The sequence below is a fragment of the Campylobacter concisus genome (assembly GCF_015229955.1).
GTDB lineage: Bacteria > Campylobacterota > Campylobacteria > Campylobacterales > Campylobacteraceae > Campylobacter_A > Campylobacter_A concisus_AT.
Map to the genome: position 1 here is coordinate 239,024 of NZ_JAAKYZ010000001.1, position 19,269 is coordinate 258,292.

The 19,269-nt window shown below is 38.1% G+C and carries 17 protein-coding genes and 1 pseudogene; 13 read left to right on the plus strand and 5 right to left on the minus strand.

Annotated features, from left to right (window positions below; translation table 11 throughout):
* The first annotated feature begins 107 nt into the window (after positions 1–107).
* Positions 108–1,910, plus strand: coding sequence for a biotin/lipoyl-containing protein (locus G6W45_RS01235; protein ID WP_194167256.1), 1,803 nt, complete (start codon positions 108–110; stop codon positions 1,908–1,910).
* A 107-nt stretch (positions 1,911–2,017) separates the two neighbouring features.
* Positions 2,018–3,592 (plus strand): phosphoenolpyruvate carboxykinase (ATP), encoded by a 1,575-nt coding sequence (gene pckA / locus G6W45_RS01240; protein WP_194167638.1) that lies wholly within the window; start codon positions 2,018–2,020, stop codon positions 3,590–3,592.
* A gap of 365 nt (positions 3,593–3,957) precedes the next feature.
* On the opposite strand, the gene G6W45_RS01245 is transcribed toward pckA, so the two are convergent.
* From G6W45_RS01245 to G6W45_RS01255, 3 genes are read right to left on the minus strand one after another with little or no spacing between them, the layout of a single operon-like run.
* Positions 3,958–5,313, minus strand: a complete 1,356-nt coding sequence (locus tag G6W45_RS01245; protein ID WP_194167257.1) for a cation:dicarboxylate symporter family transporter — start codon at positions 5,311–5,313, stop codon at positions 3,958–3,960.
* A gap of 12 nt (positions 5,314–5,325) precedes the next feature.
* The gene (locus tag G6W45_RS01250; RefSeq protein WP_194167258.1) at positions 5,326–5,820 is read right to left on the minus strand and encodes a peptidylprolyl isomerase; all 495 of its coding nucleotides are present in this window, start codon (positions 5,818–5,820) and stop codon (positions 5,326–5,328) included.
* 11 nt (positions 5,821–5,831) lie between these two features.
* Positions 5,832–6,539 carry a YebC/PmpR family DNA-binding transcriptional regulator gene (locus G6W45_RS01255; RefSeq protein ID WP_194167259.1) on the minus strand — a complete coding sequence of 236 codons (708 nt, stop codon included), beginning with the start codon at positions 6,537–6,539 and terminating at the stop codon, positions 5,832–5,834.
* 152 nt (positions 6,540–6,691) lie between these two features.
* Here G6W45_RS01255 and G6W45_RS01260 point away from each other — a divergent pair, with 152 nt between their 5' ends.
* Genes G6W45_RS01260 through G6W45_RS01275 form a run of 4 tightly spaced genes read left to right on the plus strand, consistent with a single transcriptional unit; the run spans position 6,692 to position 10,168 of the window.
* Positions 6,692–7,246, plus strand: a complete 555-nt coding sequence (locus G6W45_RS01260; protein WP_194167260.1) for a GNAT family N-acetyltransferase — start codon at positions 6,692–6,694, stop codon at positions 7,244–7,246.
* A complete protein-coding gene (locus G6W45_RS01265) occupies positions 7,243–7,446 on the plus strand; it encodes a heavy-metal-associated domain-containing protein (RefSeq protein ID WP_103649088.1) in 204 nt (67 codons plus the stop codon). The genes G6W45_RS01260 and G6W45_RS01265 overlap by 4 nt, the downstream gene beginning before the upstream one ends.
* Position 7,447: 1 nt before the next feature.
* Positions 7,448–9,625, plus strand: a complete 2,178-nt coding sequence (locus tag G6W45_RS01270) for a heavy metal translocating P-type ATPase (RefSeq protein WP_194167261.1) — start codon at positions 7,448–7,450, stop codon at positions 9,623–9,625.
* 3 nt (positions 9,626–9,628) lie between these two features.
* On the plus strand, positions 9,629–10,168 hold the full coding sequence (locus G6W45_RS01275) for a hypothetical protein (RefSeq protein ID WP_194167262.1): 540 nt from the start codon (positions 9,629–9,631) through the stop codon (positions 10,166–10,168).
* Positions 10,169–10,170: 2 nt separating this feature from the next.
* On the opposite strand, the gene G6W45_RS01280 is transcribed toward G6W45_RS01275, so the two are convergent.
* Positions 10,171–10,560, minus strand: coding sequence for a hypothetical protein (locus tag G6W45_RS01280; RefSeq protein WP_084108707.1), 390 nt, complete (start codon positions 10,558–10,560; stop codon positions 10,171–10,173).
* Positions 10,561–10,765: 205 nt separating this feature from the next.
* Here G6W45_RS01280 and argH point away from each other — a divergent pair, with 205 nt between their 5' ends.
* The 3 genes and pseudogenes from argH to G6W45_RS10035 all read left to right on the plus strand — a co-directional run bounded on the left by argH (position 10,766) and on the right by G6W45_RS10035 (position 13,296).
* Entirely contained in the window at positions 10,766–12,163 is a 1,398-nt protein-coding gene (argH, locus tag G6W45_RS01285) for an argininosuccinate lyase (protein WP_194167263.1), read from the plus strand.
* Between the two features lie 461 nt (positions 12,164–12,624).
* A pseudogene (locus G6W45_RS10030) lies at positions 12,625–12,930 on the plus strand (methyl-accepting chemotaxis protein); the annotation flags it as partial.
* A 57-nt stretch (positions 12,931–12,987) separates the two neighbouring features.
* Positions 12,988–13,296: a CZB domain-containing protein gene (locus tag G6W45_RS10035; RefSeq protein ID WP_430746632.1), complete on the plus strand. Its 309-nt coding sequence runs from the start codon at positions 12,988–12,990 to the stop codon at positions 13,294–13,296.
* Positions 13,297–13,341: 45 nt separating this feature from the next.
* Here the strand turns inward: G6W45_RS10035 and G6W45_RS01295 are convergent, their stop codons facing one another.
* Entirely contained in the window at positions 13,342–13,695 is a 354-nt protein-coding gene (locus G6W45_RS01295) for a histidine triad nucleotide-binding protein (RefSeq protein ID WP_021091047.1), read from the minus strand.
* Between the two features lie 118 nt (positions 13,696–13,813).
* Here G6W45_RS01295 and pheS point away from each other — a divergent pair, with 118 nt between their 5' ends.
* The 4 genes from pheS to G6W45_RS01315 are packed head-to-tail and all read left to right on the plus strand — an operon-like array spanning position 13,814 to position 19,230.
* On the plus strand, positions 13,814–14,809 hold the full coding sequence (gene pheS, locus G6W45_RS01300) for a phenylalanine--tRNA ligase subunit alpha (RefSeq protein WP_085657680.1): 996 nt from the start codon (positions 13,814–13,816) through the stop codon (positions 14,807–14,809).
* A complete protein-coding gene (gene pheT, locus G6W45_RS01305; protein WP_194167265.1) occupies positions 14,806–17,142 on the plus strand; it encodes a phenylalanine--tRNA ligase subunit beta in 2,337 nt (778 codons plus the stop codon). The genes pheS and pheT overlap by 4 nt, the downstream gene beginning before the upstream one ends.
* Positions 17,139–18,416, plus strand: coding sequence for a 3-phosphoshikimate 1-carboxyvinyltransferase (aroA, locus tag G6W45_RS01310; RefSeq protein ID WP_194167266.1), 1,278 nt, complete (start codon positions 17,139–17,141; stop codon positions 18,414–18,416). Before pheT ends, aroA begins: the two co-directional genes overlap by 4 nt.
* Complete coding sequence (locus G6W45_RS01315) at positions 18,406–19,230, plus strand: 4-hydroxy-3-methylbut-2-enyl diphosphate reductase (protein WP_194167267.1); 825 nt, start codon at positions 18,406–18,408, stop codon at positions 19,228–19,230. Before aroA ends, G6W45_RS01315 begins: the two co-directional genes overlap by 11 nt.
* The last annotated feature ends 39 nt before the right edge of the window (positions 19,231–19,269 follow it).

Here is a 19,269-nt window from a genome sequence, read left to right on the forward strand (position 1 = left end):
TTGTAAAATACCAAAAAACAAGCAAAATGGCTAATTTGAGTTTCTAACCAATTTAGCCATTTTCTATGAACTCTTTAAATAAATTTATAAAATTAATGAGGTGGGTGATGGCGAAGAAATTTATCGATGTTATGGATACGACCTTTAGAGATGGCTTTCAGTCAGTTTATGGCGCTAGAGTGCTTATGAATGATTTTTTGCCTGCGCTTGAAGCGGCTAAAGAGGCTGGCATAGAGCATTTTGAATTTGGTGGCGGAGCGAGATTTCAAAGCCTTTATTTTTACCTAAATGAAGATGCTTTTGCGATGATGGATAAATTTAGAAGCATCGTAGGACCAAAAGCAAATCTTCAAACCCTAAGCAGGGGCGTAAATACCGTAACACTTGATACTGGTAGTCGTGAGCTAATCGACCTTCACGCAAAGCTTTTCAAAAAACACGGAACCACTACTATTAGAAATTTTGACGCACTAAATGATGTTGAAAATTTAAAATATTCAGGCGAGAGAATCGCTCATCATGGGCTAAAACACGAAGTTGTTGTTACTATGATGGATCTGCCTAGTGGCTGTGTGGGAGCACATGATGTTAAATTTTATGAGAAAATTTTAAGAGAAATTTTAGATGCAAATATCCCTTATCACAGCGTTTGCTTTAAAGATGCAAGCGGCACAAGTAGCCCACAAAAGGTCTATGAAACCATAAAAATGGCTAGAAAGCTGCTGCCAGAAAAAACTCACATCAGACTCCACACTCATGAAACTGCAGGCGTAAGTGTGGCCTGCTATCTTGCAGCGCTTGAAGCCGGCGTTGATGGCATAGATCTAGCCGCAAGCCCAGTAAGTGGCGGTACAAGTCAGCCAGATATCTTAACTATGCTTCACGCAGTAAAAGGCAAAAACTACGATCTTGGCGGACTTGACGTGGAGAAAATTTTAAAATATGAAAGCGTTTTGAATGATTGCTTAAAAGAGTATTTCTTGCCACCTGAGGCCGTACAAGTAAGCCCACTCATACCATTTTCACCGATGCCTGGTGGCGCGCTTACAGCAAATACCCAGATGATGAGAGATAATAATATCTTAGATAAATTTCCAGAGGTTATCCTTGCGATGCGTGAAGTGGTGCAAAAGGGTGGATACGGTACTTCAGTGACCCCTGTTAGCCAGTTTTATTTCCAACAAGCATTTAATAATGTGATGTTTGGCAAGTGGAAAAAGATCGCCGAGGGATACGGCAAAATGGTGCTTGGCTACTTTGGCAAGACCCCAGTTACGCCTGATAAAGAGATCATTAAGCTTGCAAGCGAGCAGCTAGGCTTAAAACCAACTACAAAACACGCAGTTGATATAGCTGATAAAGATGAGAGTAAGTCGCTTGCTCATGTAAAAGAAATTCTAAAGCAAAACAATATAAAAACTACCGAAGAAAATATATTTATAGCAGCTGCTTGTAAAGAAAAGGGTATCGCATTCTTAAAAGGCGAAGCCAAAGTAAATGTAAGAAAGATCGATCCAAACGCTAAGGCAAATGAATGCAGACAAACTCAAAGTGGCAGATATAGTGTCGTTGTAAATGGTAGCCGCTACAATGTCGAAGTAAGCGAAGGCTTTAACGATAGCATCCAAGTAAAATCAATCACCGAAGTTGAAGGCAAGAGCGTGAAAAATGCCAAAAGTGCAGTAGCAGGCGCAACAGAAAATGACATCGTTGCAAGCTTACCAGGCGCTGTGCATAAAATTTTAGTAAGTGCAGGAGACCATGTCAAAAAGGGGCAAGCTGTAGTCGTGCTTGAAGCAATGAAGATGGAGATAGATGTCAAAGCCCCAAAAGATGGTGTGATAGGCTCTATTGAGGTTAGCAAAGGTCAAAGCGTCGCGAACAATCAAGTGGTAGCTAAATTTAAATAAATTTGCCACTTTTAAAAAGATAGTGTTAAGCGAAATTTGATTAACATTTTGATGACTTTTAGGTCAGAATTTATAAAAAAACGAAAATTTTAAAAGGAAATAATATGATAAATAAACTAGACGAACTAGGTCTAAAAGAGATCAAAAAGATAAATCACAATCTAAGCTATGATGAGCTTTTTGAGCTTGAAAAGGCAAACAACGAGGGTAGGGTTTCAAGTAACGGCACATTTATGGTTGATACGGGAATTTTTACTGGAAGAAGCCCAAAAGATAAGTATTTCGTCAAGCAAGATCCAAGTCAAAAATACATCGCTTGGGGTAAGATAAATCAGCCTATCACAAAAGAGCTTTTTGATAAGCTTCTTAAAAAAGCAAAAGAGCAGCTAAGCGGCAAGGAAATTTTCATCCAAGACGCATTTTGTGGAGCTAGTAAAAAGAGCCAAAAATCAGTTCGCTTTGTCACTGAAGTAGCGTGGCAAGCGCACTTTGTAAAAAATATGTTTATCCGTCCAAGCGAGGAAGAGCTAGCTAAATTTGAGCCTGATTTTGTAGTATATAACGCTTGTAAGACAAAAAATGAGGACTACAAGGCTGATGGACTACATTCAGAGGTCTTTGTTATCTTTAACGTAGAAGAAAATGTTGCAGTGATCGGCGGCACATGGTACGGTGGTGAGATGAAAAAGGGTATTTTTTCTATGATGAACTATTGGCTGCCACTTGAAGGAAAGCTAAGCATGCACTGCTCTGCAAACGTAGGTGAGAAGGGCGATACAGCGCTATTTTTTGGCCTATCTGGTACTGGTAAAACTACACTTTCAACTGATCCAAAGCGCAAGCTAATAGGTGATGACGAGCACGGCTGGGACGATGATGGGGTATTTAACTTTGAGGGTGGCTGCTATGCAAAATGTATAAACCTTGATCCAAGCAGCGAGCCAGAAATTTACGCAGCGATCAGGCGTGATGCGCTACTTGAAAATGTCGTGGCTGATGAAAAGGGTGTGGTTGATTACAAAGATGGCTCAAAGACTGAAAACACACGCGTGAGCTATCCAATCTATCACATCGACAACTACGAGCCAAGCTCAAGTGCTGGCCATCCAAAAAATATCATCTTTTTAAGTGCTGATGCTTTTGGCGTGCTTCCTCCAGTTGCAAAGCTGACAAAAGAGCAGGCGATGTATTATTTCCTAAGTGGCTATACTGCAAAAGTTGCTGGCACAGAGCGCGGTATTACTGAGCCAGTCGCTACTTTTAGCGCTTGCTTTGGCGAGCCATTTATGCCACTTCACCCAACTGTCTATGCAAAACTACTAGGCGAGAAGATCGATAAGCATGGCGTTAATGTCTATCTTGTAAATACAGGCTGGAGTGGCGGTGCTTACGGTGTTGGCAAGCGTATGAGCATAAAAGCAACTCGTGCTTGCATAAATGCGATCCTTGATGGCAGCATCACAAAATGCGAATTTGAAAATTTTGATAAATTTAACTTTGCTATCCCAAAAGAGCTTGATGGCGTCGATACAAAACTGCTAAATCCTATAAACACATGGACGCATCCGGCTGAGTATAACGCTTCACGTGATAAGCTTGCTAAAATGTTTGTTGAAAATTTCAAGCGTTATGAAGATGTAAAAGAGGGCGTGGAGTACGCTAAAGCTGGCCCAACAGCTTAAATTTATAGCCTTGCAAAGCTTCTTGCAAGGCTGTTCCTAATATCTTACAAGAATTTTTAGTTGATATTTTTTATATGACTAAATTTAAAGTATTTCTCTTCTAAATTATAAGCTCAAGTTATTACATTTGTAAATTTATTCTAGTAAGTAACAAAATATTAGATACAAATATATAAGTTACTAATAAAATTTTCCTATTACACTTAGCTCCTAGTTTTTCTTTTTGTGCTTGAACCAGTTATCAAATATTGTTTATTATGTTGTTTTCTAAAAATTTTTATAGGTTTGAGAAGGAGATAGATTGTATAAATTTAGAATAAAAAGAAAAATAAGGGCAGAGTTGCCCTTATAGTTATAAGTGTATATTATGAGTGAAAGTGAAATTCCTCTGGATGATCTAGTGCGTATCTAAATTTCTCCATATCGACCTTTTTATCCCAGATAGAAACTATCATGCAGCCAACGGCATTGCCACAAAGGTTGCCAACAGCACGCATCTCTGACATAAATTTATCAACGCCAAGTAGTACGGCTACGGTGACGACTGGTATGCCAGTGCTTGGAAGTGCGCTTAGTGTTCCAGCAAGGACGACAAAGCCAGATCCTGTAACGCCAACAGCGCCTTTGCTTGTGATCATTAGTACGATTAGTATACTTATTAGATGCTCAAAGCTTAATGGGATGTTGAAAGCTTGAGCTAGGAAGATAACACTTAGACTTAGATAGATGTTGGTGCAGTCGAGGTTAAATGAGTAGCCAGTTGGAATGATAAGACCAACAGCACCTCTATTTATACCAGCTGATTCTAGCTTTTGCATAAGCGGCGCAAGAGCTGTTTCGCTTGAGCTTGTTGCAAAGACTACCAATACCTCTTTTGAAATAAAACGCATAAATTTAAAGACATTGATTTTTGCAAAATAGCAGATAACACCAAGCACGACAAATATGAAAAAGCAGCTTGCAAGTGCCATAACAACCAAAAGCTCCATCATGCCAAGAAGTGTTCCGATACCAAATTTGCCGATTAGATAAGCCATAGCTGAAAATGCAGCCACTGGGCTAAAGAGCATAAGCCAGCTAAGAAGTTTTAAGACATAGTGCTGAATAAATTCAAGTGGCTTTAGGCAAGCTTGTTTTTTATCATGAGCTAGCAGTGAAAGTACGATGGCAACGATAATAGCCATGAAAAGTACTTGAAGTGTGTTTGATTTTATAAATGGATCAAGTATATGCACGTATGGGAAAATGCCATCTACTGGCACAGCACCTCTTAAAAGATGAAGCGTGTGTGCTACAAATCCGCTATTTGCGTCCATATTTGCAGCCTGAGATGTAAATTTAGCTACACTTGAAGCATCAAGCTGAGTGTAGTCAAGATTCATGCCATGTCCTGGACGAAGTGTCTCACCAAAGATGATACCAACAGCAAGCGCAAGTGTGCTAACTATCTCAAAATAGATAAATGCCTTTAATCCAATAGACCCAAGATCTTTTAGGCTCTCAAGTCCAACGATGCCTGAAACGATCGTTAAAAAGATAATAGGGCCGATTAAAATTTTAAGTGCTTTTATAAAATAATCAATGCCTGGCTTACTTGCTATACCAAGCTCAGGCGCGACCATGCCAACGACAACACCACCAACAATACCGATCACAACCCAAAAGGCAAGATTGGTAAATAATCTTACAGCAAGATTTCCTTGCTTTTTAGCATTATTCATAAATTTTCCCCTTTATAGGCTTTCTCTGATCTTAGCAGAGATGATCTTATCGCCTTGTCTTATAGCGTCAAGCACCTTTAGGCTCTCTTCATCAACGCATTTTCCAAAGACTGTATGCACGCCGTCAAGATGAGGTTGTTTGCTATGACAGATGAAAAACTGTGATCCGCCAGTATCACGCCCCGCGTGAGCCATGCTTAGGCTACCGCGCTCGTGTTTTACCTTTTGTTTATCGCATTCGCATTTTATTCTCCAGCCAGGACCGCCTGTGCCTGTACCATTTGGGCAGCCGCCTTGGATGACAAAATTTGGTATAACTCTGTGAAAATTTAGACCATTATAAAAGCCTGTTTTTATCAAATGGACAAAATTTGCAACAGCTTGTGGAGCTTCTTCGGCAAAAAGTTCAAGTCTGATCTCGCCTTTGTCTGTCTCTAAAACTGTAAATTTATCTTTTTTAAGCTCATCTAAATTTATATCATAAACTTTTAATTCATCAAAACGCATGTATTTCCTTTTTATTCGATATTTGTATAAACTGCTTGAACGTCATCATCGTCTTCTAGCTTATCAAGAAGTCTCTCAACCTCAAGCATTTGCTCTTCGCTTAGATTCACAGTTTGATTTGGTAAGTATTGAAGTGAAGCTTTTTTAACTACTAAATTTAGCTTTTCGATACCTTCATGAAGTGTACCAAAATTTGCATAATCACCGTATACAAATAGCGTCTCATCGTCAGCCTCGATATCGCTTAGACCATAATCTATCAGCTCAAGCTCAATCTCTTCGATATCTGCGCCTGGCTTTTCAAGCTCAAAAACGCTCTTTCTTGTAAACATAAAGCTAAGGCTGCCACTTGGCAAAATTTCTCCGCCGTTTTTGCTAAATATCGCTTTAACATTGGCAACCGTTCTTGTTGGATTGTCGGTCGCACACTCGACAATGATCTGCACGCCGTGAGCTGCTTTGCCGTCATAAAAAATAGTCTTGATATCGGCGCTATCTTTGCCATTTGCTCTTTTTATAGCTGCATCGATGTTATCTTTTGGCATATTTTCAGCTTTTGCTGCTGCGATAGCTGCACGAAGTTTTGGGTTCATATCTGGATCACAACCACCATCTTTTGCAGCTACTGTTATAGCTTTTGCAAGTTTTGGAAATACCTTGCTCATCTTATCCCATCTAGCTTCTTTTGCTGCTCTTCGGTACTCAAATGCTCGTCCCATAAATATCCTTAAATAAATTTTTTACGGATTATAACTAAAAAAATTTTATACTTTTTTAAAATATTTTTAGTTTGCATATTGGGGGTTATTGATTTGTAAATCACAAATTGATATTTGGTAAAAATTTAAGCTAGAGTTTTATAATGACGCACATGATACAAAATGCTCAAAAACAAGATGCAAAAAGCTGCATAAAGCTACTAAATCTAGCAATGGAGGATATCGCCTACAAGCTAAGTGGCTACGATGATCCTATTAAAAGTGATGAAATTTTAGAAATTTTTTTCAAAAGTGAGACAAATAGACTTAGCTATAAAAATGTCTTTGTTTATAAATATAACGAGGAAATTATCGCTGCTATGTGTGTTTACTTTGGTGGAGACGCGGAGCAGCTTGATAGAGAAATTTCACAACATTTAAAGGCTCTTGGTAAAGACGCTCAAGTAGAAAAAGAGTGTTTTGACGATGAGTTTTATATAGATAGTATCGCTGTTGATGAAAATTTTAGAGGCCAAGGGCTTGCAAAAGAGCTCATAAGGCATTCATTTGTCAAGGCAAAAGAGCTAGGGCATAAAAAGGTTTCATTAATAGTAGATACAAACAAGCCAAAAGTTCGTAAATTTTACGAGAGTTTGGGTTTTAAATTTAATGTCAAGAAAATTGTAAATTTACACGAATACGACCATATGATAAAGGAGATAATATGAAAACATTTGAAGCAAACAATATCCACTGCCAAAATTGTGCGAACACTATAAAAAACGCACTTGAAGATGACTTTGGCAAGATAGAAGTTGATCTTAGCAAAGAGCCAAGACAAGTTAGTCTTGATATAAAAGATAGCGATGTTGAGAAATTTAAATCTGAAATGGCTGATTTGGGATTTGACGTGATAAAAGAGCTCTGATATGTCTTTAAAAGTCAAACTAAATATAGCGGGAATGAGCTGCGTAAACTGCTCAAATGCTATCGAAAAGGTTTCAAAAAAGATAGATGGAGTACTTGAAGCAAATGTAAATTTTGCAAACGCAAGCGGCGAGTTTATCCTAAAAGACGCTAGTGTGCGTGAAATTTTAGAGCAAAAGATAAAGAAGCTTGGCTACTTTGTGGCAACTGATATTGATGAGTTTGAAGTAAAAAGAAAAGCTCACATTAGAAATATTAGAAATAAATTTCTATTTGCATTTATCGCAAGTATCATAATAATGGCACTTGAGATGTTCGCACCTCACAGCATGCTAGTAAATTTAGCTATGCTAGCTTTGGCATTTTTAGTTCTTATTTTTAGCGGCAAAGGCTTTTTTACTCATGCCTACGAAGCGGTAAAAAATAGAAATTACGATATGAATGTGCTTGTCGCTCTTGGAAGCGGTAGTGCGTTTTTATACTCGCTTTTTGTAGTACTTTTTGAAAAATTTTTACCAAATGATCTAAAAAATATCTATGTTTCAGGCGTAGCGATGATAATAGCTTTTGTGCTTCTTGGCAAGTATCTTGAAGAGCGTTCGAAGGCAAAAGCAGGGGATTATCTAAAGAGACTACTTAAAATTTCTCCAAAAACTGCATTTTTACTTATGCCAGATGGAAGAAGCAAAGAAGTACCAGTAAATGAGCTAAAAATAGGAGATATCGTCGTTGTAAAGAATGGCTACAATGTTCCATGTGACGGTGTGATAGTCCAAGGCGGAGCTGAAATCGATGCTTCGATGCTAACAGGCGAGAGCCTGCCAGTTTATAAAGAGGTGGGCGATAATGTATTTGCAGGTACATTAAATACAAATGGCTACATAAGCGTCAAGATGACAAAAAGCTCGTTCGAAAGCTTGTTGTCTCAAATTTTAAGCTTACTAAATGACGCTAGTACGAAAAAAATGCCAATAGGCAGGCTTGCTGATAAGATAGCAAATATCTTTGTGCCAAGCGTGGTAGCGATATCGGTGCTTACGTTTTTGGCTTGGATCGTTTTTAGTGGAAATTTTGCTTATGCGATCTCTTGTGCGATCTGCGTTCTCATCATCTCATGCCCATGCGCTCTTGGACTTGCTACGCCAATAGCAATAGTAAGCTCGCTTGCACGTGGTGCAAAAGCTGGAATTTTAGTAAAAAATCCAGAAGTTTTAGAGCTAATAAAAGATGCTAAATTTGTAGCATTTGACAAAACTGGCACACTTAGTAAAGGGCAAATCAGCGTCAAAAGCTCAAATTTAAGTGAGCAAGATTTAGCTCTTATCGCTTCTGCTGAAAATTTAAGTGAGCATCTCATCTCAAAAGCTATCGTTAGATATGCAAAGCAAAAATGTATAGATTTACAAAAGCTAAATGGAAAATTTCAAAATGTTGTCGGGCAAGGCATCTTCTATGAAGATGAGAATAATCAGATAATAATCGGAAACGAAAAGCTGCTTTTGGCAAATGAAGTTAGTTTAAATTTAGATGAAAGTAAAGCTATAAAAGAGGCTACAAATGATGGAAGTGGCGTAATACTTTGTGCTATAAATAAAAAATTTGTTGGTTTTTTAACGCTTAGTGATGAGCTAAAAGACGAGGCGGACGATGTTATAAATGAGCTTACACATCTAAATTTACAAAGCGTGATCCTTTCAGGCGATGATGAGAAGGTGGTTGCAAGTATCGCCAAGAAGCTAAATGTAAGCAAATATCACGCAAATATGTTGCCTGAAGATAAATTTAATGAGATAAAAGAGCTTGCAAATCACGGTGGCGTTATCTTTGTTGGAGATGGCGTAAATGATTCACCATCGCTTAAAGAAGCAAGTGTTGGCATCGCTATGAACTCAGGCTCAGATATAGCAAAAGGTGCTGGAGATATCGTGCTTGTTAAAAATGATTTGCGTGGCGTGACCGGACTAGTTAGACTAGCAAATGCTACTATGGTAAACATAAAAGAAAATTTATTTTGGGCGTTTATGTATAACGCGATTTGTATCCCAGTGGCTGCAGGCGTGCTCTACCCTGTCTTTGGGCTACTTTTAAGCCCAGTTTATGGCTCAATGGCGATGTGTCTTAGTTCTGTTACTGTCGTTTTAAACGCACTTAGACTTAGATATCTACGACTTAAGGATTAAAATTTGAAACTTGGAGAACTTTATAGCGTTGTAGCGGCTGCGCTTGCTACAAATTTTAGTGGCATTTTAGATGTTTCATCTTTTATGCGTATCAAAAAGACAAATGCGTGGATAACGCAGACAAATAACGAAGCAAATAAAAAAGGCAATGAGCTTTATGCCAAATTTATCAAAGATGAAAGTAGTGCTGCTTTATGTGATGATTTTGTCATTTTAAAGTCAAAATTTGAGGCAAGCTACTATTTTTCGTCTGCAAAAGATGATCTAGCTCAATTTTATAAAGCTATAAATTTTCAGCCAAAAATGGGCGAGGTTGATAGCATCTCAAATCAGCTAATTTTAATAGCAAATATTTTAAAAAGTAAAGCATCTAAGGAGTCTATGAAGCTTCTTACAGCTTTTAGTGTCTCATTTTTCTTGCCTTATACTAAACAGCTCTCAAAAGATATCCAAAAAGACGCAACTAGCAATTTTTATAAATCAATGGGATATTTTTTAGAGGATTTTTGCTTAGTTTTAGAAACTATTATTGGCAAGGCTTAGTTTTAAGCCTGTGCCATTTCTATCATTTGAGTTTTAATGCTTAAAATGTTATTTTGAATGGCTGACTGCTCTAAATTTAAGTAATGAAGCATTTGCATAGAATTACGATCTTTTAGGCTTTGGATGCTTGAAATTTTATGTGAAATATCTAGCTTTTGATCTTGTAATTTTTCTAAGTCTTTTTGTAACTGTATGGCACTTGCTTTATTAATAATTATAGGAGAAATTTTAGCATCTTCTCTTTGTTCTACATGTACTTCATTGCTTCTAACAATATCTTTTTTGTCATAGCCAGAAGATACTAACATGCTTGTTTTTGAGCTATTTGAAGAGATAGATGTATAGCCATCATGATAGAAAATATTTGAGTTCATATTTGCATCTATTTGCATATCATCCTTCCTCTTATAGATTATTTTTATTTTAAACTATCTCAATAGAAAATTAAAATAGTTTTTAAAAAGTTATATTTTGAATTATATTTCCATATCCTTAAAGATAAATTATATTTATAACTTTTTTTGCAACTTTATAGTTAAAATACCCAGTTAAGTGCTATTTTGTTAAAATCACGCAAAACTAATCAAAGGTAAAGCTATGAAAAAAGATGAAAACGCACATAAAAAGATGTGGGAGGGTAGATTTAGCGAGGCTAGCTCGAAGCTACTTGAGGAATTTAATGCCTCTATAAATTTTGATAAAAATCTTTTTGAAGAAGATATCGCCGGGAGTAAGGCTCACGCAAAGATGCTTGGAATTTGTGGAATTTTGAAAAAAGATGAGTCAGAGGCGATCATAAAGGGGCTTGATGAGGTTTTATCTGAGATAAGAGCAGGTAAATTTGAGTTTAAGCTGGAAGATGAAGATATACACATGGCGGTTGAGAAGCGCCTTAGCCAGATCATCGGAGCTGAGCTTGGTGGTAGATTGCACACAGCTAGAAGCAGAAACGACCAAGTTGCGCTTGATTTTAAATTTTACATATTGAAGAAAAATTTAGAAATTTCATCTCTCATCAAAGAGCTCATCGCTACGCTTACAAATTTGGCAAAAAACCACAAAGATACGTTAATGCCAGGCTACACACATCTTCAGCACGCTCAGCCAGTAAGCCTTAGCTATCACTTGCTAGCATATGCATTTATGTTTAAAAGAGATTTCGAGCGTTTTGTTAGCTCATATGAGCGAAACAACCTAAGTCCGCTTGGTTCAGCAGCCCTTGCAGGCACTCCTCATAAGATAGATAGAACTATCGTTGCAAGTGAGCTTGGCTTTGCAGGTTGCACGCAAAATGCGATGGATAGCGTGAGCGACCGTGATTTTGCGCTGGAAATTTTATTTAACATTAGCGTTTTTATGACGCACGCTTCTAGGCTTTGCGAGGAGCTCATACTTTGGAGCTCACAAGAATTTGGCTTTGTAAGCATCAGTGACGCTTATAGTACAGGAAGCTCTATCATGCCACAGAAGAAAAATCCAGACGTTGCCGAGCTCATCCGTGGCAAAACTGGGCGTGTAAATGGAAATTTAGTAGCGCTACTAACTACGATGAAGGGCCTGCCACTTGCTTATAATAAAGATATGCAAGAAGATAAAGAGGGTGTGTTTGACAGCGTCTCAACCATTTTAAGCTCGGCTACCATCCTAAATGAGATGATAAAAACGGCTAAATTTAATGAAAAAAACATGTTAAAAGCGACAAAAACTGGGCATCTAAGTGCGACTGATTTGGCTGATTATCTAGTGCGTGAGAAAAATATCCCATTTAGGACAGCTCACTTTATAGTTGGTAAAGCTGTTGCAAAGGCCGAAAGCTTTGGGCTTGATTTGAGTGAATTAAACGAAGAGCAGCTAAAAAGTGTGGATGAAAATTTAGATGCAAATGCTATTAAATTTTTAGATCTTCACGCTTCAAAAGAGGCTCGCACTTCAAAAGGCGGCACGGCAAATAAAAGCGTTGATGAGCAGATAGAAATTTTAGATTACTGGCTCTAAGAAAAAAGAGTTATAATTACGCAAAATCTACAAATTTTAAAGGATGAAAAATGTTTTTTGATGGCAAGAATAAAGAACTTTCTAGTAAAAATGAAGCTTTAGAGAGAGAAAATGAAGCTTTAAAGGCTGAAATTTTAGCACTTAAAGAGGAGCTAAAAAATGTTAAAACTTGCGAGCCAAAAGAGCAAGCTAAGGATAAGCAAGAGGCTGTAAATTTATTGCTTTCAAGTTATCAAGATGGTATAAATTTCTTGCAATTAACAATGGAAGAAAATCTAAAAATGCTTGAAAGTATAAATGGACTAAATGAAAAGACTTTCAAAGAGACAGGCGAACTCAAGTCGCAAACGGCTGAAATTTTAAACTCGATCGAGCAAGTAAGCCAGATGAGTGGCGATCTCTCAAACGACGCCTCTTCGCTTGATGGAAGCGTAAATTCTATCGTTGAGATCATAAATCTCATAAAAGATATCTCAGATCAGACAAATTTACTAGCTCTAAATGCTGCTATTGAGGCGGCCCGTGCTGGTGAGCATGGACGAGGTTTTGCTGTCGTTGCAGATGAGGTTAGAAAGCTAGCTGAACGCACTCAAAAAGCAACCCTTGAAGTAGAAGTAAATATAAATGGACTTAAGCAAAGTGCGAATACGATGATCGAAATGAGTGAGAATTTCTCAAAAATTTCTGTAAATGCTATGAAAATTTTAGGTGGATTTGAAGGAAATATCTCAAGTGTAAATGCAAATACGCAAAATATCCTAAATCAAGCCCTAAACTTAACAAACGAGGTCAATGTAAGTAACGGCAAGATAGATCACATCAACATGAAGCTAAATGGATATAGAGGCGTGCTTTTAAATGAGTTTAATAAGATTCAAGATGTTCACGAGTGTAGATTTAGCAAATGGTATGAAAAAGATGTGAAAAATACTCTTGTAAAAGATGCCAAAATTCTCTCAAGTATCGCAGCTCATCATGAAAATGTTCATTATGGACTAGAAAAAGCGATGGTTATTTTTGCTGATAAAGATAAAGGAAATCTACCTGGCGTTGAAATATTAAAAGATGTTGAAAACTCAAGTAAAGTAGGTTTTGAAGAGTTGCTTGAAGCTATAAAGGCTGCCAGAAAATAGAATAAAATTTTAGACTCAGGCTTTGAGTCTAAAATTTATAAGTTATTAAAATGTGCTTTGTGGATCAGCTACGCCTTCGCTCCAGCCAAGCTTCGCTCCGCCAAGCAGGTGAAAATGTAGATGCATAACTTCTTGACCGCCGTTTTCACCGCAGTTTGTTATGAGGCGGTATCCGCTCTTATCAACGCCCATTAAGGTCGCTACTTCTTGGATAAATTTTGTCATCTCTCCCATTAAAACCGGATCCATCTCTTGGAAATTTTTATAGTGTTTTTTTGGGATGATTAGGATGTGGATCGGTGCTTTTGGGTTTATGTCGTTAAAAGCTAGAAATTTCTCGCTTTCAAGTACTTTGTTGCAAGGGATTTCACCAGCTACGATCTTTTCAAATATGGTCATTTTAGCTCCTTTGAAATTTTGCAAAATTATATCAAAGTGTGCTTAAATTTCGTGCTCTTTATCTTGATTTTAACTCTTTTTCTATAAAATCGACTCAAAAATTTATAAAGGCAAAAAATTGCAAGATTTCGTTAATAAAATCAAAAATGAAATTTCAACGCTTGACGATCTTGAGAAGGTCAGGGTAGAAATTTTTGGCAAAAAGGGCATCTTGGCTCAAGGCTTTGCAAAGCTAAAAGAGCTTGGCGAAGATGAGAAAAAGGAATTTGCAGCAAATTTAAATAAGCAAAGAGATGAGCTTGGCGCGCTAATAGAAGCTAAAAAGGCTGAGCTTAGCGAGCAAGAGATAGATAACAAGATGAAAAAAGAAGCCGCTGATATCACGCTCTTTAACGAGCCTGTTGCTAGCGGGGCGCTGCACCCTGTGATGGCTACGATGGATAAGATAATTGAATATTTTTTAGCGCTAAATTTCTCACTCGAGACTGGACCACTGATAGAAGATGATTTTCACAACTTTGAAGCGCTAAATTTACCAAAATACCACCCAGCAAGGGATATGCAAGATACATTTTACCTAGATGATTTTAGACTTTTAAGGACGCATACGAGCCCAGTTCAGGTGCGAACTATGTTAAATCAAAAGCCACCTATTCGCATGATCGCGCCAGGCACCGTCTTTAGACGTGATATGGATTTAACGCATACACCGATGTTTCATCAGGTAGAGGGTCTTGTGGTGGAGGATGCTGAGAAAGTTAGCTTTGCAAATTTAAAATCAATGCTAGAAGGCTTTTTAAAGCACATGTTTGGCGATGTTGAAGTGCGCTTTCGCCCTAGCTTTTTCCCATTTACGGAGCCTAGCGCAGAGGTTGATATTAGTTGTATATTCTGCCACGGCAAGGGCTGCAGAGTGTGCAAGCAGACTACTTGGCTTGAGGTACTTGGATGCGGTGTCGTTGATCCAAATGTATTTAAGGCAGTAGGCTATAAAAATGTAAGTGGATACGCCTTTGGTCTTGGCGTTGAGAGATTTGCGATGTTGCTTCATAGAGTGCCTGATCTAAGGTCGCTTTTTGAGGGAGATTTAAGATTGTTGGAGCAGTTTAAATGATAATTTCAAAGCATTGGTTAAACGAGTGGATCGACCTTAGCGAGGTTAGCGGCGAGACACTTTCAAAGACGTTAAATTCTATCGGACTAGAGGTTGATAGTTATAAAGAGATAAATTTACCAAAGAGTATTGTGGTTGGCTACATAAAAAGTAGAGAGAAGCACCCAGATGCCGATAAGCTAAGCGTTTGTCAGGTAGATGTTGGTGGAGAGACGCTTCAGATCGTGTGTGGGGCTAAAAATGTTGAAGCTGGCCAGTTTGTGCCAGTTGCACTTATTGGCACGACTATGCCAAATGGTCTTGAGATAAAAAAAGCAAAGCTAAGAGGTATCGAGTCAAGTGGCATGATCTGCTCTTCAAGCGAGCTGGGACTTCCAAAGGTAAATGATGGAATTTTGCCACTTGATGAGAGCATCGGCAAGCTAAAACTTGGTACAAGCCTTAGCGAATTTGAGATATTTAAAGATACGATAATCGAAGTTGATGTCACAGCAAACAGAGGCGATTGCCAAAATTTACATGGCATCGCAAGAGAAATTTGTGCAGCGCTTGATCTAAATATGAAAGATAGCCACGAAGACGATGAGAGCGAAAATTTACTAGGTATTGGCAGGATAGCTTCTGTGCGAGCAGAGGATAAAGTAAATGGGTCATTTTTGTATAAGGCTTTTGAGCTAAAAGAGGGACTATATGAAAATCTAATAACTCGCATGCGTCTAGCATTAATAGAGTGCCAAAAGACAAATTTAGTTGAGAGATTGCTTGAATACGCGACATTTTGCACGGGTGTTTTATTTAGGGCTTATGATCACGCTAAATTAGTAAGTGAAGGCGAAAAAGCTGTTTTTGATATAAAAAATGGCGAAAATGGCGAATGTGTCGTTTATTGCGGGGATAAAAATTTAGGCATTGCTGGAATTTACCAAAGTGACGTAGCAAGGGTAGATGAGAAGTCAAAAGTGATCCTAGTAGAAGCTAGCTACGTAAAGCCAGATGTTGTTTCAAAAGCTATTTTTGAAAATAAAAATTTACCAAAGGGTGATCAAATTTATCGCTCAAGTCGTGGTAGCGAGCCAAATTTAGCTTATGGTGCGGATTATTTATTTAAAAGACTTGCTAATTTTAAAGATACACTAAATCTCTTTGCTGGCTCACAGCAGTCGCTTTTAAACACCGAGCCTATAACACTAAGCATATCTCTTTTTGAGCTTAAAAATATGATCGGTCAAGATATTGTTAGAAATGATGTCGTTAAAATTTTAAAGAAACTTGGCTTTGAGATCGCAGTAAATGTTGAGCAAGAGAGCTTTAACGTAAAAGTGCCGTTATTTCGCCATGATATAGTAAATTCTCACGATGTTTGTGAGGAGATCGTAAGGATAGTAGGCATAGACAATATCGCCTCAAAACCACTAAATTTCTCTGAGAAAAATAGGCTAAATAAAACATATTTTGACTATAAAAACGCCCTAAATTTAAGGCGTAGAGCAGCAGATAATGGCTTTTTTGAAAGCGTGCACTATGTCTTTGATAGTGAGGACGAGCTTAACGAGCTAAATTTTAAACCATGCAAAGTCAAGATACTAAATCCTATAAACAACGAGTTAAATACACTTAGACCGACACTTGTTAATCACCTTCTAAGCTCAAGCGAGAAAAATATCAAAAACTCGAAACGCTCAGTTAGGCTATTTGAGCTTGGAGAAATTTTTGATGAAAATGCAAACCAGGGCTTAAATCTAGGCTTTGTTGTGTCTGGACTTTTAAAAGAGCCAACACTGATAAACGGTGCAAAAGGCGAGGAGGCAAATTTCTACGCATTTGCAGCGATGGTGCAAAATGTCATAGGTAAATTTGAACTAAAACCTTGCCAGGGCATCTCATATCTTAGCCCATACGAGCAAGCACACATCTATCAAAATGGCGAAAATATCGGCTATATCGGTAGAGTTGACGCAAGAGTTGAGGCAAAGAGAGATCTGCCAAGAACATATGTTTGCGAGATTGATTTTGCTAAGCTTAAATTTGAGCCAATTTTGGCAGTGCCTTACTCTAAATTTCAAAGCACAACAAGGGATCTTAGCCTTATTGTGCCTGAAAATTTCGAGGCTGGACAAATTTATGAGTGCATAAGAGGGCTAAATCTAAAAGAGCTAAAGGAATTTTTACCAGTTGATATCTACAAAGATGCAAAGCTAAATGGCTCGATCAGTCTTAGCCTTAAATTTACATTCCAAGATATGGAAAAAACACTCGAGGATGACGATATAAACGCACTTATGGATAAAATTTTAAGCGAGCTAAAAGAGAAACTAAATATCGGAATAAGATGAGAATTTATCCATTAGAAAAAAGTCTAAATTTAACTATTGACGATATCGCATCGGATAAATCAATATCGCATAGATGTGCGATTTTTTCGCTTTTAAGCGATAAGCCATCTCGCGTTAGAAACTATCTAAGAGCAGGCGATACGCTAAATACCTTAAAAATAGTCGAGCTTTTAGGCGCAAAAGTTGAGGACAATGGTTTCGAAATAACGATCACGCCGCCACAAAAGATAAAAGAGCCAAGTGAAATTTTAGAGTGTGGTAACTCTGGTACGGCGATGAGGCTTTTTATGGGACTATTAGCCGCGCAGGAGGGCTTTTTCGTGCTAAGTGGTGATAGATATTTAAACTCACGTCCAATGGCTAGAATAGCAAAACCTCTAAACGATATGGGTGCAAAGATAGATGGCGCAAACAACGCAAACAACGCTCCTCTTTGCATAAGAGGGACGAAATTTGAAAGATTTAGTTTTGAAAGCAAGATCGCCTCAGCCCAGGTAAAAAGTGCGCTTTTATTGGCGGCTCTTTACTCAAATGGCTGCAAATTTAGTGAGCCAGAGCTAAGCAGAGATCATACTGAGCGTATGCTTGCTGGCATGGGAGCTGATATAAGGCGTGACGACCTAGAGATCACGCTAGAGCCGATGAAAGCCCCACTTGCGCCACTTGATATAGACGTGCCAAATGATCCAAGCTCAGCATTTTTCTTTGCGGTCGCAGCTTTAATCATCCCAAATTCGCATATCATTTTAAAAAGTATCTTGCTAAATAAAACTCGCATCGAAGCTTACAGGATTTTAGAAAAAATGGGTGCTGAGATAAAATTTCACAAAACCTCAAGCAAATACGAAGATATCGGTGATATCGAGGTCAAGTACTCACCAAATTTAAAAGGTGTAGAGGTTAGTGAAAATATCTCGTGGCTCATCGACGAAGCTCCAGCTTTAGCCATCGCATTTGCCTGCGCTAAAGGCCAAAGCAAGCTCATTAATGCCAAAGAGCTTCGCGTAAAAGAGAGTGATAGGATAGCTGTCACGATAAATGCATTAAAAGCATGCGGTATCGAGGCAAGCGAGCTTGAAGATGGTTTTGTTATAAATGGATCTGAGGCTAAATTTGCCACGATAGATAGCCACGGAGATCATAGGATCGCGATGAGCTTTGCCATACTTGGACTAAAATGTGGCATGCAGATAGAAAAGAGCGAATTTATTGCCACATCGTTTCCAAATTTTGCTGAAATTCTAAAGAAAATGGGAGCTAGAGTTGAAGATTGAGCTTGCTAGTAGTTATGGATTTTGCTTTGGTGTAAAAAGGGCGATAAAGATTGCTGAAAATGCAGGAGATGCTGCGACCATTGGGCCACTCATACATAATAACGAAGAGATAAACAGGCTTGAGAAAAACTACAATGTAAAAACACTTGAGGGTATAGACGAGCTAAAGGATGAGAAAAAGGCGATCATCCGTACTCATGGCATCACTAAAAATGACCTTGCAGAGCTAAAAAAGACAGATATAAAAGTAATCGACGCAACTTGTCCGTTTGTGACAAAGCCACAGCAAATTTGTGAAAAAATGAGCGAAGAGGGTTATGATGTGGTGATCTATGGTGACGTACACCACCCTGAGGTAAAGGGCGTGAAGTCATACGCCAAGGGTAACGTCTATGTCGTGCTTGATGAGAGCGAGTTAGAGGGCATTAAATTTAAACAAAAGGTCGCACTTGTTAGCCAAACGACTAGAAAAGTCGAGAAATTTATGCAAATCGCAAGCTACCTTATGCTTCACGTAAAAGAGGTACGTGTTTTTAACACTATCTGCAATGCAACATTTGAAAACCAAGAGGCTGCTAAAAATTTGGCAAAAAGGGCTGACGTGATGATAATAATCGGGGGAAAAAACAGCTCAAATACAAAACAACTCTATCTAATATCTAAAAATTTCTGCGAAGATAGTTACCTGATAGAAAGCGAAGAAGAGCTTGAAAGGTCATGGTTTGATGGCAAAAATTTGTGTGGCATAAGTGCGGGTGCAAGTACGCCTGACTGGATCATACAAAAAGTCGTTGACAGAATCAAAAAAGTATAAAATTTATCCTAGCTAAAGCCACAATTAACTATAATAAGC

What these genes read in the sequence shown, in the direction of transcription:
- G6W45_RS01235 (WP_194167256.1), top strand. Translation starts at nt 108, where the DNA reads ATGGCGAAGAAATTTATCGATGTTATGGATACGACCTTTAGAGATGGC.
- G6W45_RS01245 (WP_194167257.1), bottom strand. Translation starts at nt 5,313, where the DNA reads ATGAATAATGCTAAAAAGCAAGGAAATCTTGCTGTAAGATTATTTACC.
- G6W45_RS01250 (WP_194167258.1), bottom strand. Translation starts at nt 5,820, where the DNA reads ATGCGTTTTGATGAATTAAAAGTTTATGATATAAATTTAGATGAGCTT.
- G6W45_RS01255 (WP_194167259.1), bottom strand. Translation starts at nt 6,539, where the DNA reads ATGGGACGAGCATTTGAGTACCGAAGAGCAGCAAAAGAAGCTAGATGG.
- G6W45_RS01260 (WP_194167260.1), top strand. Translation starts at nt 6,692, where the DNA reads ATGATACAAAATGCTCAAAAACAAGATGCAAAAAGCTGCATAAAGCTA.
- G6W45_RS01265 (WP_103649088.1), top strand. Translation starts at nt 7,243, where the DNA reads ATGAAAACATTTGAAGCAAACAATATCCACTGCCAAAATTGTGCGAAC.
- G6W45_RS01270 (WP_194167261.1), top strand. Translation starts at nt 7,448, where the DNA reads ATGTCTTTAAAAGTCAAACTAAATATAGCGGGAATGAGCTGCGTAAAC.
- G6W45_RS01280 (WP_084108707.1), bottom strand. Translation starts at nt 10,560, where the DNA reads ATGCAAATAGATGCAAATATGAACTCAAATATTTTCTATCATGATGGC.
- argH (WP_194167263.1), top strand. Translation starts at nt 10,766, where the DNA reads ATGAAAAAAGATGAAAACGCACATAAAAAGATGTGGGAGGGTAGATTT.
- G6W45_RS10035 (WP_430746632.1), top strand. Translation starts at nt 12,988, where the DNA reads ATGAAGCTAAATGGATATAGAGGCGTGCTTTTAAATGAGTTTAATAAG.
- G6W45_RS01295 (WP_021091047.1), bottom strand. Translation starts at nt 13,695, where the DNA reads ATGACCATATTTGAAAAGATCGTAGCTGGTGAAATCCCTTGCAACAAA.
- pheT (WP_194167265.1), top strand. Translation starts at nt 14,806, where the DNA reads ATGATAATTTCAAAGCATTGGTTAAACGAGTGGATCGACCTTAGCGAG.
- aroA (WP_194167266.1), top strand. Translation starts at nt 17,139, where the DNA reads ATGAGAATTTATCCATTAGAAAAAAGTCTAAATTTAACTATTGACGAT.